The organism is Pseudomonas sp. KU43P (assembly GCF_033095865.1).
In the GTDB taxonomy this organism is placed as follows: domain Bacteria; phylum Pseudomonadota; class Gammaproteobacteria; order Pseudomonadales; family Pseudomonadaceae; genus Aquipseudomonas.
The window spans coordinates 916,606-936,781 of record NZ_AP019365.1 but is presented as its reverse complement, the minus strand read 5'-3'; the positions used below and the strand labels follow the sequence as shown (position 1 = coordinate 936,781).

Here is a 20,176-nt window from a genome sequence, read left to right as displayed (position 1 = left end):
CATGCCGAACCTACGCCTTGCCGACCTGACCGCCGAGATCGAAGCCAACGTGCGCCGCGCGCTGCTGGAGGACATTGGCAGTGGCGACATCACCGCGCAGCTGATCCCAGCCGAGCGCCTGGCCAAGGCCACCATCATCACCCGTGAAGACTGCGTGATTGCCGGCACCGCGTGGGTCGATGCCGTGTTCCGCCAGCTCGACCCGCGCGTAGCGGTGCACTGGCAGGTGGCCGACGGTGACCGCCCCACCGCCAACCAGGCGCTGTTCCACCTCGAAGGCCCGGCCCGTTCGCTGCTCAGCGGCGAGCGCAGCGCACTGAACTTCCTGCAGATGCTGTCTGGCGTGGCCACCCGTGCACGCTTGCTGGCCGACCTGGTCGACGGCACCCAGGTGCGCTTGCTCGACACCCGCAAGACCCTGCCCGGCCTGCGCCTGGCGCAGAAGTACGCGGTCACTTGCGGCGGTTGTCACAATCACCGCATCGGTCTTTACGATGCTTTCCTGATCAAGGAAAACCACATTGCCGCGTGCGGTGGCGTGGCCGAGGCCGTCACAGCCGCGCACCGCATCGCGCCAGGCAAGCCGGTGGAAATCGAAGTGGAAAGCCTGGACGAGCTGCGCCAGGCGCTGGCTGCCGGGGCCAATATCATCATGCTCGACGAGCTGACCCTGGATGAAATGCGTGAAGCGGTGCGCATCACGGCGGGCAAGGCCAAGCTCGAAGCCAGTGGCGGGGTGAACGAGAGCACCTTGCGGGTGATTGCCGAGACCGGTGTGGATTACATCTCGATTGGTGCCATGACCAAGGATGTGAAGGCTGTGGACCTGTCGATGCGGTTGAGCTTGTGAGCTGATCGCAGGCAGAAAACCGGCCGATTGGCCGGTTTTTTTTAGGTTGCCGAAGGCCCTGTCGCCGGCAAGCCGGCTCCCACAAGAGCTTACGCGGCTTTTATTGTGGGAGCCGGCTTGCCGGCGATGGGCTGCAAAGCGGCCCCGGCGCCATCAGGTCAGAACGAGGCGTTGGCCAGGCCGTCCAGGTAGCGCTCTACATCCAGCGCGGCCATGCAGCCGGCACCTGCCGAGGTGATGGCTTGACGGTAGACGTGGTCAGCCACGTCACCTGCGGCGAACACGCCTTCGACGTTGGTGGCGGTGGCGTTGCCTTCACGTCCGCCGTTGACCACCAGGTAGCCGTCCTTCAGGGTCAGCTGGCCTTCGAACAGCGAGGTGTTCGGGGTGTGGCCAATGGCGATGAACACGCCGTCGACCTTGATTTCGTCGCTGCTGCCGTCGTTGTTCTTCAAGCGCGCACCGGTCACGCCCATGTTGTCACCCAGCACTTCGTCCAGAGTGGCGTTGAGCTTGAGCTCGATCTTGCCTTCGGCGACACGGGCATTGAGCTTGTCGACCAGGATCTTCTCGGCGCGGAAGGTTTCGCGACGGTGCACCAGGGTCACCTTGCTGGCGATGTTGGCCAGGTACAGCGCCTCTTCGACGGCAGTGTTGCCGCCACCGACAACGGCGACCGGCTTGTTGCGGTAGAAGAAGCCGTCACAGGTAGCGCAGGCGGAAACACCCTTGCCCATGAACGCCTCTTCCGACGGCAGGCCCAGGTAACGTGCGCTGGCGCCGGTGGCGATGATCAGCGCATCGCAGGTGTATTTGCCGCTGTCACCTTGCAGGGTGTACGGCTTGTTGGCCAGGTCGACGGCGTTGATGTGGTCGAAGACGATCTCGGTCTCGAAGCGTTCGGCGTGTTCCTGCATCCGCTGCATCAGGGCCGGGCCGGTCAGGCCGTGGGGGTCGCCCGGCCAGTTGTCGACTTCGGTGGTGGTGGTCAGCTGGCCGCCAGCCTGCATGCCGGTGATCAGCAGCGGCTTGAGGTTGGCGCGGGCGGCGTAGACCGCGGCGCTGTAACCGGCAGGGCCGGAACCGAGGATGATGACGCGCGAATGACGTACTTCAGACATGTCGAACTCCTGTCGAGCGGGCCGCAGGGGCCGGCATCGGAATACCGGCTGCGCCAGCAAGAAATTAAAAAGGACCCACGCAGCACTTGGGGAAGGCTACAACGCGCAGGTCCAGAAAGCGGAAATTGAGCGCACTGTAGCGAGGTGGCAGAGATTAAGGAAATATCCTTCGACAATCCACCTCATAGGCATCCTCTATATGAGGATTTCATCGGGTTGAAACCGCTCTATGGCATTTGTTACAGGTGGTTTCTTCATGGTCACCTGCCTTTCGTCGGCGGCACAAACTCGGTAAGGTCAGCGCGTTTTCCCTTCTCTGCGGAGCGTCTCGATGCAAGCCCCTGTCCTCTCTGGCCCCCAATACCTGCGCGAAGGCCTGAAACTGGTGCTGAGCCCCAACCTGCGATTGTTCGTGCTGCTGCCCCTGGCAATCAACCTGCTGCTGTTCGGCGGTATGGTGTACTTCGCCGGGCACCAGTTCAGCCTGTGGCTCGATGCCCTGATGCCGACCCTGCCGAGCTGGCTGAGCTTCCTCAGCTATATCCTCTGGCCGCTGTTCGTCGCCTTGCTGGTGCTGATGGTGTTCTTCACCTTCACCCTGGTGGCCAACATCATCGCCGCACCGTTCAACGGCTTTCTGGCAGAAAAGGTCGAAGTGGTGGTGCGCGGCGAAGACAACTTCCCCGCCTTCAGCTGGGGCGAGCTGGTTGCCATGGTGCCCCGCACCTTCGGTCGCGAGATGCGCAAGCTCGGCTACTTCCTGCCACGCGCCATCGGCCTGTTCATCTTGTCGTTCATCCCGGTGGTCAACGTGATCGCCGCGCCGCTGTGGCTGATCTTTGGCGTGTGGATGATGGCCATCCAGTACATCGACTACCCGGCGGACAACAACAAGATGAGCTGGCAGGACATGCTCGCCTGGCTGCGCCAGAAGCGCTGGCAGTCGCTGGGCTTTGGCGGCATCACCTACCTGGCGCTGATGATCCCGGGCGTGAACGTGCTGATGATGCCGGCTGCGGTGGCGGGGGCTACGTTGTTCTGGGTGCGGGAGCGGAACTGATAGATGAGGGGCTGTCATACAGCCCCGTTTTACGGCACACAGGTCTAGAAGTCGGAAAAGCTGTAGGGTTCAAGGGGGGAAATTTGAGAGAGCAAAATCAAATGCTCTACTGCCTTAACTTTTTCGACATTAGCCAGGGCCACCGGACCGCCCAACGCCAAGGCTGGAACAAACCCATACATTTCATCAAACTTCAGTTGCCCGAGCTTCTTTTTGGCAGGCTCGAAAAGATCACCAAAATCGTTGGACTCTTTATCAACAGACAAGAAAAAGTTCTCCACTTCTCTGTCCATCCCTCCAAGACTGAAGTCTACATCCTCCCCCGAGTAACGAGAAACAAGGCTATCAATCGTAACAGAGAAGCCGCTGTTTTCTCCCCATAGATAAAGATCGCCAAAAGCGCTACGCGCAATCAAATGATACTTATCTCGCGCCTCTAGAGCGCTTCCTTCAATCCAAGCCTCCACGACGCCTTCATACTCTCTGGGGTTCACGGTCCAGAATATGCCGTCACCATACCCGCACCACCCATGCTCCACCCAGTACTTCAAGAGTTGCTCTGGTAGCTTGTCTCTGTAATAGTCGAGACTTGAGGGTGGTACCTCTTGCCTATAAACAGGCACCCCCACCTCTTTAATGAAAATCGAAAATATCTCATCCATATAAAATCTTCCAAATTAGCATTTGTGCAATCTTACATTCAGGAGCGCAGACGTATCCCCGGGTTGCGAAGCACGTTGTGCAGCTCTCTTCAGGCCTTGAATCTTCGCTTTCCACTGGGGCCCAATTGTTGAGTTTACTTGCCTGTCTCCAAAATCCGAAATTGCATCCCGCCCCCCAGCGATCAGGTCAGGGTTGTGCAGTGCGGCAAGTGACGCCATCGTTTCCTTTGCCTGCTCGGCAGATAGTCTCTTTGCTTCCTCTGGCCCCATGTTTCCCATAAGTTCTTTCTGGAGCCTCTTTTGTAGTTTCATTTGAAACCTCTTCCGCTCCCGACGTGCGATGGCTGGATTACGTTTTACAGGGCTGTCGATATTTTCAAGAAATTCTTTGATGGTTAAGCGGTTCAAGCCATCCTGCTGTCCCTTTAACTGACGCTCAAATTCGGCATGCTTGAAGGTTGGCAATTTGTCCGCCTTGAAACACGGCACCGTATGCAACGGCATGCTACCGGGCTTGCCCTTTGAAGGCTCCTTGCCCTTTTCCGAATGCCGAGTTGGCTGCACAGGCTGCGCATCATCTATCGCTCCCTTACGCCGCTCCGGCACCTACAAGTCCGGCCGTTTCTTCAACTCCTCCTCATGCTTGAGCATCCACTGCCCCAGCCGTGCCCCCTTGCTGCTGGCCGCCATCTCCTGCGCCAGCACCCGGGCATCGCCGCGCCCGCGGGTGAGGTACGAAACGATCGCTCCCAACAGCAGCACCACGACTTCCACATGGCCCTAAGCGATGTGGTGTGCCGCGCGGGAAATCGCGTCCGGATCGTCCTGGCTGAACGGGCTCAACCCTTCGTTGCCACGCGTCCCTTCCCAGGCGATGCGAATGCCATCGAGGTAATACTCGCCAATCCGTGGCAAACCCTCGATGAAGAACTCGGCAATGGACGACAGCCCCAGCACCCCGAGGATCCAGCCGCTGACCTTGAGCCCCATCGCCGCGCCCGCCGCGCCAAGCGGGATGGCGCCAGCCCCGCCGCCGAAGGCGCCGATGCCCGCCCCCAGCAAGCCTCCGGTGATGGCGCTGCCGGCGACGATCATCGCCATCTGCTGCACAACGTTGATCAGCTCATTGACGATGCTGTTGATGTCGAGCTCGGCAAAGCGTTGCCGCAGCAGATGCTCGGCTTGCCATTGGGCGTGGTAGAAGGCTTTGCGCACGCTGCCCACGCGGCGCAGGTTGAGGCCCAGCGAAGCGACTTCCTCATTGAGCGAAGTGCGAAAATGGGCGCCTCCCTGATAGCCCATCTGATCGGTGACGCGTGATTCGATCTCGAGCCAAGAGGGCACGAGGTAATCCAGATACATGAGGTGTCTCCCTGACATCGCGTGCAGGGGGAAATCACATCACATATCAAGCAAAGAAATTTCCGCGAACCTTGTAGGAAAATTCCCAAATTTCTTCAAATAAGGGCTACTTGCCTCCAATAGGCCAGCAGCTACCTCTTCAGTCTTTCCTGAATTTCGACAATCACCCCATCGGTATCCTTCGCATGCGCCAGCGCCTGTACCGAGTGGGAGCGCGCGTGACAACCCTGTACCGCCAAGCGCCGCTAAGTTGAGTCTCAAATGCGGGCCAGGCCGCAATCCTGTGGCCCGTACCAGGAGACGGAAGATGGAATTCTACGACGTAAAGACCAAGGACTTCATTGAACTGGCAGGTATCCCTGATCATCTTCAAGGTACCGTGATCGCCGAGCACCGGGTGAAGTGGCGCCTACGCGAGATTCTTGAAGACAGAAACGTACAGGAACCCTTCGATCAGATTTTCTTCACCACCTGGAGCGATGACGGTGTGGTCAACTACTCCAAATCGCTGGTGGAGCTGTTGACCGAGGCCGTGGTGGACAGTGAACCTCCGTCCGTCAGGGCCCATGGTGGCCTTTTCGGAGCTAGGGGCGTAACCAGTGAAGACCTGCACATCAACATTGAAATGCAGATCATCGATGAAGCCCTCATGGTCGTGTACAAACATATCAAGCAGATTGAACTAGACGACTGATCTGCCTATACAAGCGGGCCGCCTCGCGGCCCCAACTCAGACTCAGTGACTCAGCTGGCTGGAAAACTGCCCCACCGCTTCCACCACCTTCTTCGCCCCTTCCTGAATCTCGACGATCACCCCACCGGTATCCGCCGCCAGCGCCAGCCCCTGTTCGGCCTGGCGCTTGCTGGTGTCGATGATGTCGACCGCGGCCTGGGCCAACTGCTCGTTCTGCTGCACCACCTTGGCGATTTCTTCAGTAGCACTGCTGGTACGTGACGCCAGCTGGCGCACTTCGTCGGCAACCACGGCAAAACCACGGCCCTGTTCACCGGCGCGGGCGGCCTCGATGGCAGCATTGAGCGCCAGCAGGTTAGTCTGGCCGGCGATGTCGCTGATGGTCTTGATGATTGCGCCGATCACCTTCGACTGTTTGTCCAGGGCCTGGATGCCTTCGGCAGCATCCTGCATGGAGCCCTCCAGGCCACGCATCACTTCTACGGTCTGAGTCACCACATCAGTGGCCTTGCGCGCACTGCTGTCGGTTTCCAGGGAGGTGTTATAGGCAATGTCCGCGGCCTGGGCCACGGCCTGTTCCTGGTGGACCTGTTCGGTGATGACGGTGGCGAACTTGACCACTTTGTACAGTACGTCGTGGGCGTCGAAGATCGGGTTGTAGGACGCCTCAAGCCATATCGTGCGTCCATGTGCGTCGACGCGCTTGAACCGGTCGGCCACGTATTCGCCACGGCGCAGCTTGTCCCAGAACGCCTGGTAAGCCGTCGAGTTGGCCTCCTCCGGCTCGCAGAACATACGGTGATGTTTGCCGCGCACCTGCTCGAGGCTGTAGCCCACCGTTTGCAGGAATCGGTCGTTGGCGGTCAACACCTGCCCCTCGAGGTTGAATTCGATCACGGCGGTAGAGCGCATCAACGCCTTGATCAGGCTCTCGTGCTCGCGTGAGGTCTCGATGGTGCGAGTCAGGTCACTGGAATGCATGGAAAAGTGCTTGATCCGCCCGTCGCTGGTCTTCACCGGCTGCAAAATCGAGCGCAGCCAGGCTTCCTCGCCATTGCCACGCAGCAGGCGAAAAGCGCCGTTGAGGTGTTCACCACGGCTGATGGCGCTTTTCATGCGCTGATAGAAGTCGAGCTTCTTCACGTGCCCGGGCACGATCTCTTCGATGTTACGCCCGATCAGTTGCTCGGCACGGTACAGCATCTCTTTCTCGAAATTGCCGTTGACCTCCTCGATGCGCCCGTGGGGGTCGAGTTGCAGCACCAGCATTTCGCTGTCCAGGCTGCACTTGACCTGTTCGACAGACCACAGGTCCTCGCGCAGTTGCTGGATTTCTTTCTTGAGCTTGCTGTTGAACATTACCGCTCTCCCGGAGCGCATCAGCTGATCGAATGCATCTTAATCGGCCGCCGACCGGCAGTTCTTGAGCACCCCGCAAGCAAATATTCACCCGGCTGAAACGGCCAGACATCAGGCGTCATCTGCGCGTCACAAGGCCGTCACATGCGCGCAACGCATTGGGCGGAAACTTTTTGTCATGAATACACCTGCCCTACGCATTACCCTAGTCAGCGAGACCTTCCCACCCGAAATCAACGGGGTGGCCAATACCCTCGGCCGCCTGAGCGATGGGTTGCGCCAGCGGGGCCATCACGTAGAAATCGTGCGTCCGCGCCAAGCAGGTGAAGCACCTGTGGATAACGACCCGTACCTGCTGCTGTGTCGCGGCTGGGCACTGCCCGGTTACCCCGGCTTGCAGTGGGGCGAAGTGTCGATGCACAGCTTGCTGCGGCGCTGGCGCACGCAACGCCCAGACGTGCTGTATATCGCCACCGAAGGCCCGCTGGGGCTCAGCGCTCTGCGCGCGGCGCGGCGACTGGGGGTGGCGGTAGTCAGCGGCTTCCACACCAATTTCCCGCAGTATTCCGGCCAGTATGGCCTTGGCCTGCTGGCACGCCTGCTTACCCACTACCTGCGCTGGTTCCACCGGCGCACCGCTGCCACGCTGGTGCCCAGTGCCAGCCAACGCCTGGAACTGGAGCGACGCGGCTTCGAGCGCCTGGCCCTGATGGCGCGTGGTGTCGATGCCGGCCTGTTCAACCCGGCCAGGCGCAGCCAGGCGTTGCGTGAAGCCTGGGGGCTCGGGACGGATGATATTGCCGTGCTGCATGTCGGGCGTCTGGCCGCGGAAAAGAACCTGGCGCTGTTGCGCCCCTGCCTGGCAGCGCTGCAGAAAACTTATCCACAGCAACGCTTGAGGTTGATCGTTGTGGGCGATGGCCCGCAAAAGGCCGCGCTGCAACAACAACTGCCAGAGGCGGTTTTCTGTGGTGTCCAGCGGGGTGAGACACTGGCCGAACACTATGCCAGCGGCGACCTGTTCCTGTTCCCGAGCCTGACCGAAACCTTCGGCAACGTGGTGCTCGAAGCGATGGCCTCAGGCTTGGCAGTGGTGGCCTATGACGAGGCCGCGGCGGCTCAGCACATCCGCCATGGCCACAGCGGCGCCCTGGCCATGCCCGGCGACCAGGTGGCGTTCATAGATGCGGCCTGCTGGCTGCTGGAAGAAAACGAAACCTTGCGCAGGGTTCGCCTCAACGCTCGCCAGCACGCCAGCCGTCAGGGCTGGCCGGCCATCGTCGAGCAGTTTGAAATGCACCTGAGCAGTGCCTGCCGTACCCAGCCGGCAAGCGACCGGGTGGCAGACACTGCCATGGCCATCAAGCCAGGGTCGACAGCGCCTCGCGGCTGAAGGGCAGCACATCGTCTTCGCGGCCCTGGCGCACTTTCTGCGCCCATTCGGCGTCCACCAGCAGCGCACGGCCCACCGCCACCAGGTCGAACTCCTGATCCTCCAGGCGGCGCAACAGGCCTTCCAGGCTGGCCGGCTTGGCCACCTTGTCGGTGTCGACCATGAACTGCAGGAACTCGCCATCGAGGCCCACACTGCCCACGGTGATGGTTGGTTTGCCGGTCAGTTGGCGGGTCCAGCCGGCCAGGTTGAGTGCCGAGCCTTCGAATTCAGGCTCCCAGAAACGGCGGGTGGAGCAGTGGAAGATATCCACACCCGCGTCTGCCAGCGGCTTGAGGAACGCGGCCAAGGCCTCTGGCGTTTCCACCAGGCGTGCGCTGTAGTCCTGCTGCTTCCATTGCGAGAAACGGAAGATGATCGGGAAATCCGGCCCTACTGCGGCTCGCACCGCCTGGATCAGCTCGATGGCAAAGCGCGAACGGCTCGCCTGGTCGGCGCCGTACTCATCGTCACGGCGGTTGCTCGCCGCCCAGAAGAACTGGTCGATCAGGTAGCCATGGGCGCCGTGAATCTCCACGCCGTCCATGCCAATGGCCTGGGCATCACGGGCTGCCTGGGCGAAAGCTGCAATCACTTCACGGATATCGTCGTGGCTCATGCCCTGGACCACTACCTGGCCATCCTTGACCTTCTCGCTCGGCCCATAGCCCGGCACGCTGGCGTCGGGCTCGGTGCCCAGGCGACGCACTGCACCCACATGCCAGAGCTGCGGGACGATACGCCCGCCTTCGGCATGTACCGCATCGACCACCTGCTTCCAGCCTGCCAGGGCGTCCTCGCCGTGGAAGCGCGGGACGTTCGGATAGCCGTTGGCGGCCTTGTGCTCAACGGTGGTGCCTTCGGTAATGATCAGGCCCACGCCGGCAGCGGCGCGGCGACGGTAGTACTCGACCACGCCCGCGTGGGGCACACCACCCGGGCAGAAGGTACGGGTCATCGGCGCCATGACGACGCGGGTCGGCAGCTCGAGTGCGCCGAGGGTGAAAGGTTGGAACAGGGGATTGGTGGACATGGGCGTTTCCGTCTGGGGGAGGAAATGCGCCTGAGGTTAGGGGCAGCGGGAAGCTGAGCCCAGCATTATTGATTTGAGTGATTCTGGTATATCGCCGGGGACGAATGGGCGCAAAGCGCCCACGGGTATTCAGCCCAAGGCCTTCTCGATGGCCTGCACCACCACAGGATCATCCGGCGCAGTACGCGGGGCAAACCGCGCCAGCACCCGCCCGTCCTTGCCCACCAGGAACTTCTCGAAGTTCCAGCTGATGTCACCTGGAAATTCAGCGCCCTCGCCCGCCAGCAATCGGTACAGCGAATGGCGCTGCGGCCCGTTGACCTCGAGCTTGGCGCCCAGCGGGAAGTTCACCCCATAGTTGAGGCTGCAGAAATCCTGAATCTCTTTTTCGCTGCCCGGTTCCTGGCCCGCGAACTGGTTGCAGGGCAGGCCAAGCACACTGAAACCTTTGCCCTTGAACTGCTGATAGAGCTTTTCCAGCGATGCGTACTGCGGCGTCAGGCCACACTTGGAGGCGACATTGACCACCAGCACCACTTGGCCCTTGTACGGTGCCAGGGGCAGATCCTCGCCGTTCAGCGCCTTCAATGTCAGGTCGTGGAATGCACTCATGTTGAATCCCCTCTCAGGTTCCCGGTTGCCGCAAGGGCGAATCGCGCCCACTAAAAAGGCGCTCATCCAAGCCGCGCACCTCCCTCGGGGAGACGAGCCGGCTTGTCCGAGCGCCTGGCGACTTTCTGAGCTTAGCGCAGAAAATCAGTGGTGATGGCCACCTTCGCCATGGATGTGGCGGTGAGCGATTTCTTCTTCGCTGGCATCACGCACGTCGACGACCTTGACCTTGAAGTTCAGGCGCTGGCCAGCCAGTGGGTGGTTGCCGTCAACGGTGACGTCGTCGCCGTCGATGTCGCGGATGGTGACGATCTGCATCTGGCCGTCCGGCGCCGAGGCGTGGAACTGCATGCCCACTTCCAGCTCGTCCACGCCTTCGAACAGGCTGCGGTTCAGGGTGCTGACCAGCTCGGCCAGGTACTCGCCGTAAGCCTCTTCCGGCTCGATGGCAACTTCCAGTTCGTCACCGGCCTGCTTGCCTTCCAGGGCTTTTTCCAGGCCTGGGATGATGTTGGCGGCACCGTGCAGGTATACCAGCGGTGCACCGCCGGAGGAGCTGTCAATCACCTCCCCGGCGTCGTTGGTCAGGGTATAGTCGATGGAGACAGCCTTGTTGGCGGCGATCAGCATGGGGTAAGACCTTTTGCATAAGTATGTAGAACGCACAAGTGTAACCAAGGCATCGCCTGATTGCGAACGCACCTCGGACGAGGGGCGACCCATCAGTCGGATCACGGGTTTCCATCAGGACGAAGACGGCCACTGGGTGGTCGAGCTGTCCTGCGGCCACACCCAGCATCTGCGTCACCAGCCGCCTTGGCAGGCACGCCCGTGGGTGCTCGACCCGGCGCAACGCGCGCAACGCATCGGCCAGGCTTTCGCCTGTGGCTGGTGTGCACAAGGGGCCGATAGCGCTACCCTTGGCCGTTGACTCCTTGCGACGCTTATTTCGAGAAGCACATGCAGACATTTTTCATCGCGCCGACCGACTTTGGTGTCGGCCTGACTTCCATCAGCCTGGGCCTGGTGCGCACCCTGGAGCGCGCCGGGCTCAAGGTCGGCTTCTTCAAGCCTATCGCCCAGCCGCACCCTGGCGACACCGGCCCGGAACGCTCCACCGAGCTGGTCGCCCGTACCCACGGCATTAAACCGCCGATGCCCCTGAGCCTGGCCCAGGTCGAACGCATGCTCGGCGATGGCCAGCTCGACGAACTGCTGGAGGCAATCATCCGCCTCTACCAGCAGGCCTGCATCGGCAATGACGTGGTGGTGGTCGAAGGCATGGTGCCCACCCGCCACGCCAGCTATGCGGCACGGGTCAACCTGCACCTGGCCAAGAGCCTGGATGCCGAGGTGATCCTGGTATCGGCACCGGAAAACGAAGTGCTCAGCGAGCTGTCCGGGCGCGTTGAGCTGCAGGCCCAGCTGTTCGGCGGCCCGCGCGATCCGAAGGTGCTCGGGGTGATCCTCAACAAGGTACGCACCGACGAAAGCATGGCCGACTTCGCCACCCGTCTGCGCGAACATTCGCCGCTGCTGCGCGGCAACGACTTCCGCCTGCTCGGCTGCATCCCCTACCAGCCCGAGCTGAACGCGCCGCGCACCCGTGATGTGGCCGATCTGCTCGGTGCCCAGGTGCTCAATGCCGGTGACTACGAACAACGGCGCATGAACAAGATCATCATCTGTGCACGCACCGTGGCCAATACCGTGCCGCTGCTCACGCCGGGCACCCTGGTGGTGACCCCAGGCGATCGCGACGACATCATCCTTGCCGTGAGCCTGGCAGCGATCAATGGCGTGCCGTTGGCCGGCCTGCTGCTGACCAGCGACAGCAAGCCCGATGCGCGCATTCTTGGCCTGTGTCGAGGCGCCTTGCAGGCCGGGTTGCCGATCCTGTCGGTCAGCACCGGCTCCTATGACACAGCCAACCAGCTCAACTCACTGAACCGTGAGATCCCGGTGGATGACCGCGAACGCGCCGAATTCATCACCGACTTCGTCGCCAGCCACCTCGATGCCGCCTGGCTGCACCAGCGCTGTGGCACACCGCGCGAGCTACGCCTGTCGCCGGCGGTGTTCCGCTATCAGCTGATCCAGCGCGCGCAGCAGGCCAACAAGCGCATCGTCCTGCCCGAAGGTGCCGAACCTTTGCTGGTGCAGGCTGCCGCGATCTGCCAGGCACGTGGCATCGCTCGCTGCGTGCTGCTGGCAAAACCCGAGGAGGTCGAGGCCGTGGCCCGGGCTCAGGGCATAACCCTGCCCGCCGACCTGGAAGTGCTCGACCCGGAGCTGATTCGCGGGCGCTATGTCGAGCCGATGGTCGAACTTCGCAAGAGCAAGAACCTCAACGCACCCATGGCCGAGCAACAGCTTGAAGACCCGGTGGTGATCGGCACCATGATGCTGGCGCTGGATGAAGTCGACGGGTTGGTGTCTGGCCTGGTCCACTCCACCGCCAACACCATCCGCCCTGCCCTGCAATTGATCAAGACCGCGCCGGGCGCCAGCCTGGTGTCGTCGGTGTACTTCATGCTGTTCCCCGAGCAGGTGCTGGTGTACGGCGATTGTGTGATGAACCCGCACCCCAGCGCCGGCGAACTGGCGGAAATCGCCCGGCAGAGCGCCGAATCGGCACAAGCCTTCGGCATCGCGCCACGGGTGGCGATGATCAGCTACTCGAGCGATTCGGCAAGTGACGAGGAAGTGGAGAAAGTGCGCGAAGCCACGCGCCTGGCGCAAACCACGGACCATGGCTTGCTGATCGATGGGCCGCTGCAGTACGACGCTGCCGCCAACCCGGAAATTGCCCGCCAGTTGGCACCACAAAGCCCGGTGGCCGGGCGCGCGACGGTGTTCGTGTTCCCCGACCTGAACACTGGCAACACCACCCACAAAGCGGTGCAGCGCAGTACCGATGGGGTCAGCCTGGGGCCGATGCTGCAGGGCTTGCGCAAGCCGGTGAACGACCTGCCGCGAGGGGCGCAGGTGGACGATATCGTGCATACCATCGCCCTGACGGCGATTCAGGCCAGCGAAGTACGCTGACAGCCGGCTCCCAAAAAGTCCGTGTGGGAGCCGGCCTGCCGGCAATAGGGTCGCCAAGCGACCCCAGCTCACTTACGGGTACTGCTGAACCTGCCCTTGCTGGTCATACTGCGCGCCAGGAATCGGCTTCAGGTTGACCTCGACCCGGCGGTTCTGCGCCCGGCCATTGGCATCGGCGTTGCTGGCGATCGGCTGATCCGGGCCCATGCCACGAACCGAAACGCGCGAAGCATCGACGCCCTGCGAGGTCAGGTAGCTGCTGACTGCCTGGGCACGACGCTGGGACAGGTCCATGTTGTGCTGGCGGCTGCCGGTGCTGTCGGTGAAGCCAACCACTTCGATGGTGTTCTGGTTGAACTGCTTGAACGAGTTCGCCAGGTTGTTCAACGGCGAGTAGAAGCTTGGAGCGATGTTGGCCGAATCGGTGGCGAAGGTGATGTTGCCCGGCATGATCAGCTTGATCTGGTCACCCTGGCGCTGCACTTCGACGCCGGTGTTGGCCATTTGTGCGCGCAGCTCGGCCTCCTGCTTGTCGGCGTAATAACCGTAGCCTGCAGCAGCGGCACCCACCGCGGCGGCGCCAATCAGCGCACCCTTGCCACGGTTGTTATGGTCGATGGCGGCACCGGCGATGGCGCCGGCCAGCGCGCCCAGGCCGCCGTATTTGGCAGTCTTGCTCATGCCTGTGGAGCCGCCTTGAGCCTGACCTTGGTTGTCATAAGGATTCTGACCCGCGCAGCCAGTCATCAGGGCTGCGGCAGTTGCGACGATAATCAGACGACGCATGGTGAACATGGACAAGCTCCTACAAAAATTCAGTTGTGCGGCAGATCGCAAGATGGATCGATGCCAGCCTTGGATTGCGTGAAGGCGAAATAATTCCATGAAAACCCATTCATGCGGATTCACGCCCGCACGAACGGGTTCTCGCGCATCTCGTCGCCGAGCCTGGTATCGGGGCCGTGGCCCGTGACGACGACGGCCTCTTCATCCAGGCGATACAGCCGCTCCTTGATCGAGCGAACGATAGCCCGCTGGTCACCACCCCACAAATCGGTGCGGCCAATGCCCCGGCGGAACAGGGTATCGCCGGCAATCAACAGCTTGGCGTCGGCGAACCAGAAACTCATCGAGCCTGGGGTGTGCCCCGGCGTGTGCAATGCAACGCCGCAGCCGCAGGCCAGCTCCTCGTCGTCACCGAGCCAGCGGTCTGGCGGTGGCACCGGGGTGTAGGGTACGCCGAACATCTGGCATTGCATCTCCAGGTTGTCCCACAGAGCCTGATCGTCCTTGTGCAGGTGCAAGGTGGCGCCAGTGAGCGCCTTGAGCTTGCCCGATGCAAGGAAATGGTCGAAGTGCGCGTGGGTGTGAATGATGCTCACCAGGGTCAGGCCGTGGGCCTGGAGGCGGGCGAGAATCTTCTCCGGGTCGCCGCCCGGGTCGACGACGATGGCCTTCTTGGTGAGCGGGTCGCCGATCAGCGTGCAGTTGCACTGCAGGGGGCCTACGGGGAAGGTTTCGCGGATGAGGGAGGCATTGGGGAGAGTCATGGCTACCGGTGCATGTCGTGAGTTTTTAGGGCCCATGGAATCGGGCGCCCTATGCCTCGAATCATACACCCGACGCCCAACCGCGATCACGGCAAGTACAATTTGAACAACCCGCCCCCAAGCGCCCCGCCGTTGGAAATCTCGATCCGCCCACGCACTCCGTCGCGCTCATGCAGCGCCGCGATTCGCGCCGCGAAGTACAGACCGAGCCCGGTGCTGCCGCGCTGGGCATCGATGCCTTGCACGTAATCCTGCTGCCGCTCGAGCATCCGAGCCGGGTAGCCGGGGCCGTCATCGTTGACGCTGATGAGCAGTTGATCGTTTTCTTCGCCGATGCTGATCAGCAGTGCATGCCCGGCGTAGCGCGTGGCGTTGGTGACCACATTGGCGATCACCGAGGCCACCAGCTCTCGGTCGAAGAAGCCCAGCGGGTTATCGCTGTCGATGCGCCAGGTCGCCAGAATGTCGTTGTGCTCCAGCACTTGCTGATGGGCCGCCAACTGGGCTTCGATGAAGTCGTCCAGTTCGTGGTAATCCGGGCAGATCGGCAACTGGTTGACGCCCAGTTTGTAGAGCCCAAGCAACTGTACAAGCATGCCATTGAGGTGGCGGAACTCGTGTTCGATCACCCCTTGTTCGGTACCGCCGCGCAGGTCTTCGGGCAGGCGTGCCAGCCACTGGTCGTGGGACTGGATCAGCGCAGACAGCGAATTCTTCAGGTCGTGCACGGTGGAGGCAATCACCGTGGAAAAATCCAGCCCCTGATTGTCCTGGCTCATGCGCCGAAAACCTTGATATGCAGTTTGCGGTAGCGGTCGTAACGGCTATCGCTGGCGGGGATGCCGGCCACGCTGGTCAGGCAGCTGCGGCATTCTTGCAGGATCGCCGGCGGCGTGGTTTCGCCGCCGATGCGCAGCAGCGCCTGGGCGGTATTGAGCGCGATGCTGATGTTCTTCGGTTGCAGCGACAAGGCCTTGCGAAACATCTGCAAGGCTTCATTGAGCTGACCGGCCTGATAGCTGCGTACCCCTTGGCGGTTGAGGTCGACCGCTTCGGTGACAGCGCCGAGCACGTTCGGGTCGTCGGTGAGCTTGGCCACGCTCTGCATCACTTTGGGGTCGTCGCCGTAGGTTTCCACACAACCTTTGAGGATGGTGCCGCCGGCGGCTTCCTGGCCCAGTGACTGCAACTGCCTGGCCACGGTCAAGGCAGCCTCAACCGAGAAGAACTGGTCCATCTTGTCCAGCCGCGCAATGGCCTGCTCGGTGAGCTTGGCGGCAGTTTCGGCATCGCCAGCCTGCTGCAGGCTGGCTGCTTTCATCAAGCGCGCACGCACTTGCAGGCCCTGATCCTCGACGTTGTCCTTGGCCACTTCGCTGAGCACGGTATTGATCTCGACGCGAGTACGCGCATCCAGCCCAAACCCCGCGTTCTTGCTCATCAACGCCTGGACCAGGCCAAGGTTGCTTTCAGCATCCTTGTAGCGGGAGCTCTGGCCCTGGTTGACCGCATGGCGAAACGCCTTCGAAGCACTCTCGAAATCCTCGTTGTCCAGCGCCAGCTTGCCCAGCGTGGCCTGCCGCCGAACCGCCAGGGGCGACAGGCGCACCGCCTCTTCAAGCATGTTCTGGGCACGCTTGGTTTCGCCTTGAGCGACCAGCACATCGGCCATGCCGTCGTACAGGCCCGGCATGATCGGGAAGGCCTTGAGCGCCTGTTCGTAGACCCCTTGGGCCTGGGCATGCTGGCCACGCTTGTGCATCAGGTTACCCAGCGCTGCATATACCCAAGGCTGCGGGCGGCTGGCGAGAATGGTCTTGAGGAACTTCTCCAGCTCATCGAAGCGGTTGAGGTCACGCAGGGCATCGGCCCGGTAACGCAGGCACAAGGGTGCGAAGCGCGGGTCTTTCTTGCACAACTCGGCGCAGGCCGCCAGCACTTCGGCCGGGCGGCCGCGGTCCAGGGCCTGGAGAATCGGCTTGAGTAATGTCTTGCGTTGCGTGAGCTTGTCGAGACGCTGGGCCAGACCGACGCGGTTGAACGGCTTGGTCAGGTAGGCATCCGGTTCATGCTCGAGGGCGCTGAGCACGATGGCCTGGCTGCTTTCGGCGGTGACCATGATGAACACGCACTCATGGCTGATCAGCTTGTCGAGGATCATGTCCTCGAGTACCTGCTGGCCGTTCTTCTTGCCGTCACCCAGGTGGAAGTCCTGGAGAATGTAGTCGTAACGCTTCTGCCCGCACATGCGCAGGGCCTGCTCACCGCTGTCGGCAGTATCCACATCGCGCACACCCAGCTCGCGAAGCATGGAACGGGTCGACGTGCGGAAGTCGGTGAAGTCGTCGACGATCAGAAAGCTCTTTTGCCCGTACTGCAGCATCAACACGACCTGTATTGGGATGATGGGAGGATGGCGTGAGGCGATGCATACCGCCGAATCCTGTATCGGCCGCTGGTCGGGAAAGATGAGAGAAATGCATGCAACGCCAAATAGTGGCCCGTAGCCACCAATTTATCCAACCCTGTGCCAATCAGCCATACTCAGACCAGCAGCCCCAGTGCTTTGGCCCGGGCGACCGCCTGGGTTCGGCGCTCCACGCCCAACTTGCTGTTGATATGGCTGGCGTGAGTCTTGACGGTATGAAGGGAGATGAACAACCGCTCGCTGATCTGCTGGTTGGAACACCCCTGGGCGATCAGCTCCAGCACGGCCAGCTCACGGCCGCTCAGCGCTTCGCGGGGGCAGCTTGCAGGCATCGCCGGCTCCGGCAGGTGCGCCAGCAACTCGGCCTGGACCTGAGAGGTCGGCTGCGAAAGCAGCTGCTCACGCAACCAATGTGGATGAAACTCGATCAACCGCTGAAACGGCAACACGACCCCGCCCTGGGCTGCAGCAACGGCCACGGGCAGATGCTCGGCAGCCTCGGTTTCGCGCCCCTCTGCCAGCAGCAGGGCCATCCACTGGCACGCCGCGCTGAGGGTCAGCAGCATGCCGCCACTGGCCTGACCGCGCTCGACCAAACCGCGCAAACGCCGCTCTGCTTCGCCGCTGCGCCCCAGAACATGCTCGAGCAAGGCTTGCTGCAACTCGATATGCAACGGCAGCAGGGGGTGGAACTCGGGTGCTGCCGCAGGTTGCTCGCCGCCATAGGTCTGCCCAAGGCGCAACAACCAGGACTCGGCAAGGTCGGTACGCCCCTGGGCCAACCACAGTTCGCATTTCACAAGGGTGATCATTGCCAGGTAAAAAATCGGCGGCACATCCCAGATGTGCATCAGCCGCTCGGCCTCGGCCAGCTCGGCGAACGCCTCTGCATAGTGGCCCTCACGTCCGTCGAGCGCGGCGATCACACAATGGCCGATCAGCACACTGATGTCGCGACAGGCACGTGCCTCGCCAAGCCCGGCACGCAACCGCGCACGCCCTTGGGCAGGTTGCAGGCGTGATACCAGCAGGTAACCCTCGTACAACGTCAAGCGCGCCCGCACGGCATACAGCCGCTGCGCCGGTAGCCCCTGCAGGCGTTGCAAGCCCTGGCGCACTTCCTGCAGCGCCCGCAGCACCTCACCTCGGGCATGCAACACCCTTGCACGGTCATAGTGAGCCAAGGCCTCGAACAATGGGTTGCCCACCCGTTGAGCCAGCTCCAACGCCTCACGGTTCCACCCCCGCGCACGCCAATAGTCAGCGTCGGCGATGGCCAGGTTCGACAGGGTCGACAAGCACACCAGCCGTTGTCCATAACGTTTGCAGGGCAGGCTCTGCAGCGCTTCGGAGCAATAGGCCAAGGTACGCTGACGATCACCTCGGCCACGGGCGATCACGCCGCTCAACGCCAGCCACTGCGCCAGCATCGACTTTTGCGCCGTGGCCGAAGGCGCTGGCAGAAAGCGGCTGAGGTAGCTAGCCAGTTCTTCGGCTGCATCCAACTGGCAGGCCAGGCCCAGTGCCCAGCTATACAGCACGATCAGCCGCGGGGTGCTGATCAGCAGGCTGTCGGGCAGGTCCATCTTCCAGCGCAACAGCATGCCGACATTCTGCTCGGCCAGCAGTTGCTCCTCCGAAAGGCTCTGTACCAGGTTGGCGGCGACATCAAGATGGCCGGCGCGCAATGCCTGCTCTACCGCCTCGTCCAACAGGCCCTGCGTCTGAAACCAGCGGCAGGCGCGCAAGTGCAGGCGGGCCGGTGGCTCGCTGGCCTGGCGGCTGCGCAGCAGGTCGGAAAACAGATGGTGATATCGGTACCAATGACCATGCTCATCCAGCGGGACGAGAAACACCTGATGGGCCTGCAGGAAGCGCAGGATCGCAGCACTGTCATGGCGCTCGCGCAGAGCATCGCACAACGCCGCACAGAAGCGTTCCTGGCAGGCGGTATCGAACAGGAATGCCTGCACGTCCGGCGGCAGGATGTCGATGACCTCTTCCAACAGGTAATCGCGAATCAGCCCTTCTCCACCGTGCAGCGCCTGGGGCAACGCATGCTCGTCACCGCTCTCGCTGGCCGCCAACTGCCAGAAGCGCAGCCCGGCCACCCAGCCGTCACTGCGCTGGATCAGATTGTCCAGGGCCTGGCCGCGCAGCCCGCCCGGCTGCGTGCCGATGACCGCCAGCGCCTCATCGGCGGTAAGGCGCAAGTCCTGTTCGCTGAGTTCGGTCAGTTGCCGCGACAGGCGCAAGCGAGCCAGGTGCCAGTCCGGGCGCTGGCGGCTGGTAATGAGCAACACCAGGCCGTTTGGCAGATGATTGAGGAAGAACTGCAGGCAGCGGTCGAGTACCGCCCCCTGGGCCAGGTGGTAGTCGTCGAGCACCAGCAGCAGGGGTGTATCGGCTTGCAGGTAAAGCGCCAGCTCATCGAGCAGGCTGTCGATCCACTCTTCGAAAGCGAACGGCTGATGGCGTTGGCGCATCTTCAGCAGGCCCATGGCCTGGCCGCCCAGGGCCGGGCAGTACTGCTGCAGGCCTTCGAGCAGACGTTCGAGGAATCGCCCCGGGTCGGCATCACGCTGGCTCAGGCCGAGCCAGAGGCTACGCCAGTGCTCAGGCAGCGATTCGCAGAACTCGATGGCCAGGGAGCTTTTGCCGAAACCCGCAGGGGCATTGACCAACAACAGACGCCCGGCAAGGCCTGCGTGCAGACGCTGGCAAAGCCGCGCACGCGCCACGTGGCCGTCCGGCAAGGGTGGCCGGAAGAAACGCCCGTCCAGCAGGCCCACGGCCTGGCTGGCGAATCCATGCATACGGGACAGATCTGTCATGGCCGGCTCGTTCTGGTTGGAAGACTACGGCAGTACGGATTGTTGCGAGACTAGCGGGTAACGTGGCGCATTTGAAGATGATGGGAACCATTACCCCGATAAAGACTGCGACAAAAAGCAACACGGCCGCC

General features: G+C 62.1%; 17 protein-coding genes and 1 pseudogene. 6 read left to right on the top strand and 12 right to left on the bottom strand.

The features are described 5' to 3' along the window. Position 1: 1 nt before the first annotated feature. The gene (gene nadC / locus KU43P_RS04260) at positions 2 to 850 is read left to right on the top strand and encodes a carboxylating nicotinate-nucleotide diphosphorylase (protein WP_317661195.1); all 849 of its coding nucleotides are present in this window, start codon (positions 2 to 4) and stop codon (positions 848 to 850) included. A gap of 158 nt (positions 851 to 1,008) precedes the next feature. Here nadC and trxB read toward each other — a convergent pair whose 3' ends face one another. Next, the gene (gene trxB, locus KU43P_RS04255; RefSeq protein WP_008097075.1) at positions 1,009 to 1,971 is read right to left on the bottom strand and encodes a thioredoxin-disulfide reductase; all 963 of its coding nucleotides are present in this window, start codon (positions 1,969 to 1,971) and stop codon (positions 1,009 to 1,011) included. Between the two features lie 331 nt (positions 1,972 to 2,302). Between trxB and cysZ the strand changes: the two genes are divergently transcribed. Continuing rightward, complete coding sequence (cysZ, locus tag KU43P_RS04250) at positions 2,303 to 3,031, top strand: sulfate transporter CysZ (protein ID WP_317661194.1); 729 nt, start codon at positions 2,303 to 2,305, stop codon at positions 3,029 to 3,031. Positions 3,032 to 3,075: 44 nt separating this feature from the next. On the opposite strand, the gene KU43P_RS04245 is transcribed toward cysZ, so the two are convergent. Both KU43P_RS04245 and KU43P_RS04240 read right to left on the bottom strand, forming a co-directional pair. Then, a complete protein-coding gene (locus KU43P_RS04245; protein ID WP_317661193.1) occupies positions 3,076 to 3,693 on the bottom strand; it encodes a GAD-like domain-containing protein in 618 nt (205 codons plus the stop codon). 15 nt (positions 3,694 to 3,708) lie between these two features. Beyond that, a pseudogene (locus tag KU43P_RS04240) lies at positions 3,709 to 5,055 on the bottom strand (DUF6861 domain-containing protein). Positions 5,056 to 5,362: 307 nt separating this feature from the next. Between KU43P_RS04240 and KU43P_RS04235 the strand changes: the two are divergent. Next, complete coding sequence (locus KU43P_RS04235) at positions 5,363 to 5,749, top strand: hypothetical protein (RefSeq protein ID WP_317661192.1); 387 nt, start codon at positions 5,363 to 5,365, stop codon at positions 5,747 to 5,749. 42 nt (positions 5,750 to 5,791) lie between these two features. Here the strand turns inward: KU43P_RS04235 and KU43P_RS04230 are convergent, their stop codons facing one another. Continuing rightward, entirely contained in the window at positions 5,792 to 7,108 is a 1,317-nt protein-coding gene (locus KU43P_RS04230; protein WP_317661191.1) for a methyl-accepting chemotaxis protein, read from the bottom strand. Positions 7,109 to 7,286: 178 nt separating this feature from the next. On the opposite strand from KU43P_RS04230, the gene KU43P_RS04225 reads away from it, so the two are divergent. Next, on the top strand, positions 7,287 to 8,501 hold the full coding sequence (locus tag KU43P_RS04225) for a glycosyltransferase family 4 protein (protein ID WP_317661190.1): 1,215 nt from the start codon (positions 7,287 to 7,289) through the stop codon (positions 8,499 to 8,501). Here KU43P_RS04225 and KU43P_RS04220 read toward each other — a convergent pair. The 3 genes from KU43P_RS04220 to KU43P_RS04210 all read right to left on the bottom strand — a co-directional run bounded on the left by KU43P_RS04220 (position 8,470) and on the right by KU43P_RS04210 (position 10,815). After that, entirely contained in the window at positions 8,470 to 9,573 is a 1,104-nt protein-coding gene (locus KU43P_RS04220; RefSeq protein ID WP_317661189.1) for an NADH:flavin oxidoreductase, read from the bottom strand. The genes KU43P_RS04225 and KU43P_RS04220 overlap by 32 nt on opposite strands. Before the next feature lie 129 nt (positions 9,574 to 9,702). Then, a complete protein-coding gene (locus KU43P_RS04215) occupies positions 9,703 to 10,185 on the bottom strand; it encodes a glutathione peroxidase (RefSeq protein ID WP_317661188.1) in 483 nt (160 codons plus the stop codon). A 144-nt stretch (positions 10,186 to 10,329) separates the two neighbouring features. Then, entirely contained in the window at positions 10,330 to 10,815 is a 486-nt protein-coding gene (locus KU43P_RS04210) for a peptidylprolyl isomerase (RefSeq protein WP_317661187.1), read from the bottom strand. A gap of 13 nt (positions 10,816 to 10,828) precedes the next feature. On the opposite strand from KU43P_RS04210, the gene KU43P_RS04205 reads away from it, so the two are divergent. Then, complete coding sequence (locus tag KU43P_RS04205; protein ID WP_317661186.1) at positions 10,829 to 11,116, top strand: DUF3565 domain-containing protein; 288 nt, start codon at positions 10,829 to 10,831, stop codon at positions 11,114 to 11,116. Between the two features lie 29 nt (positions 11,117 to 11,145). Continuing rightward, the gene (gene pta, locus KU43P_RS04200) at positions 11,146 to 13,233 is read left to right on the top strand and encodes a phosphate acetyltransferase (RefSeq protein ID WP_317661185.1); all 2,088 of its coding nucleotides are present in this window, start codon (positions 11,146 to 11,148) and stop codon (positions 13,231 to 13,233) included. A gap of 72 nt (positions 13,234 to 13,305) precedes the next feature. Here pta and KU43P_RS04195 read toward each other — a convergent pair whose 3' ends face one another. The 5 genes from KU43P_RS04195 to KU43P_RS04175 all read right to left on the bottom strand — a co-directional run bounded on the left by KU43P_RS04195 (position 13,306) and on the right by KU43P_RS04175 (position 20,045). After that, complete coding sequence (locus KU43P_RS04195; RefSeq protein WP_317661184.1) at positions 13,306 to 14,028, bottom strand: OmpA family protein; 723 nt, start codon at positions 14,026 to 14,028, stop codon at positions 13,306 to 13,308. A 110-nt stretch (positions 14,029 to 14,138) separates the two neighbouring features. Further along, positions 14,139 to 14,783 carry an MBL fold metallo-hydrolase gene (locus tag KU43P_RS04190; protein WP_317661183.1) on the bottom strand — a complete coding sequence of 215 codons (645 nt, stop codon included), beginning with the start codon at positions 14,781 to 14,783 and terminating at the stop codon, positions 14,139 to 14,141. A gap of 86 nt (positions 14,784 to 14,869) precedes the next feature. After that, on the bottom strand, positions 14,870 to 15,562 hold the full coding sequence (locus KU43P_RS04185) for a sensor histidine kinase (protein ID WP_317661182.1): 693 nt from the start codon (positions 15,560 to 15,562) through the stop codon (positions 14,870 to 14,872). Next, the gene (locus KU43P_RS04180; RefSeq protein ID WP_317661181.1) at positions 15,559 to 17,166 is read right to left on the bottom strand and encodes a tetratricopeptide repeat-containing response regulator; all 1,608 of its coding nucleotides are present in this window, start codon (positions 17,164 to 17,166) and stop codon (positions 15,559 to 15,561) included. Before KU43P_RS04180 ends, KU43P_RS04185 begins: the two co-directional genes overlap by 4 nt. Before the next feature lie 161 nt (positions 17,167 to 17,327). After that, the gene (locus KU43P_RS04175) at positions 17,328 to 20,045 is read right to left on the bottom strand and encodes a LuxR C-terminal-related transcriptional regulator (protein WP_317661180.1); all 2,718 of its coding nucleotides are present in this window, start codon (positions 20,043 to 20,045) and stop codon (positions 17,328 to 17,330) included. Positions 20,046 to 20,176 lie beyond the last annotated feature (131 nt).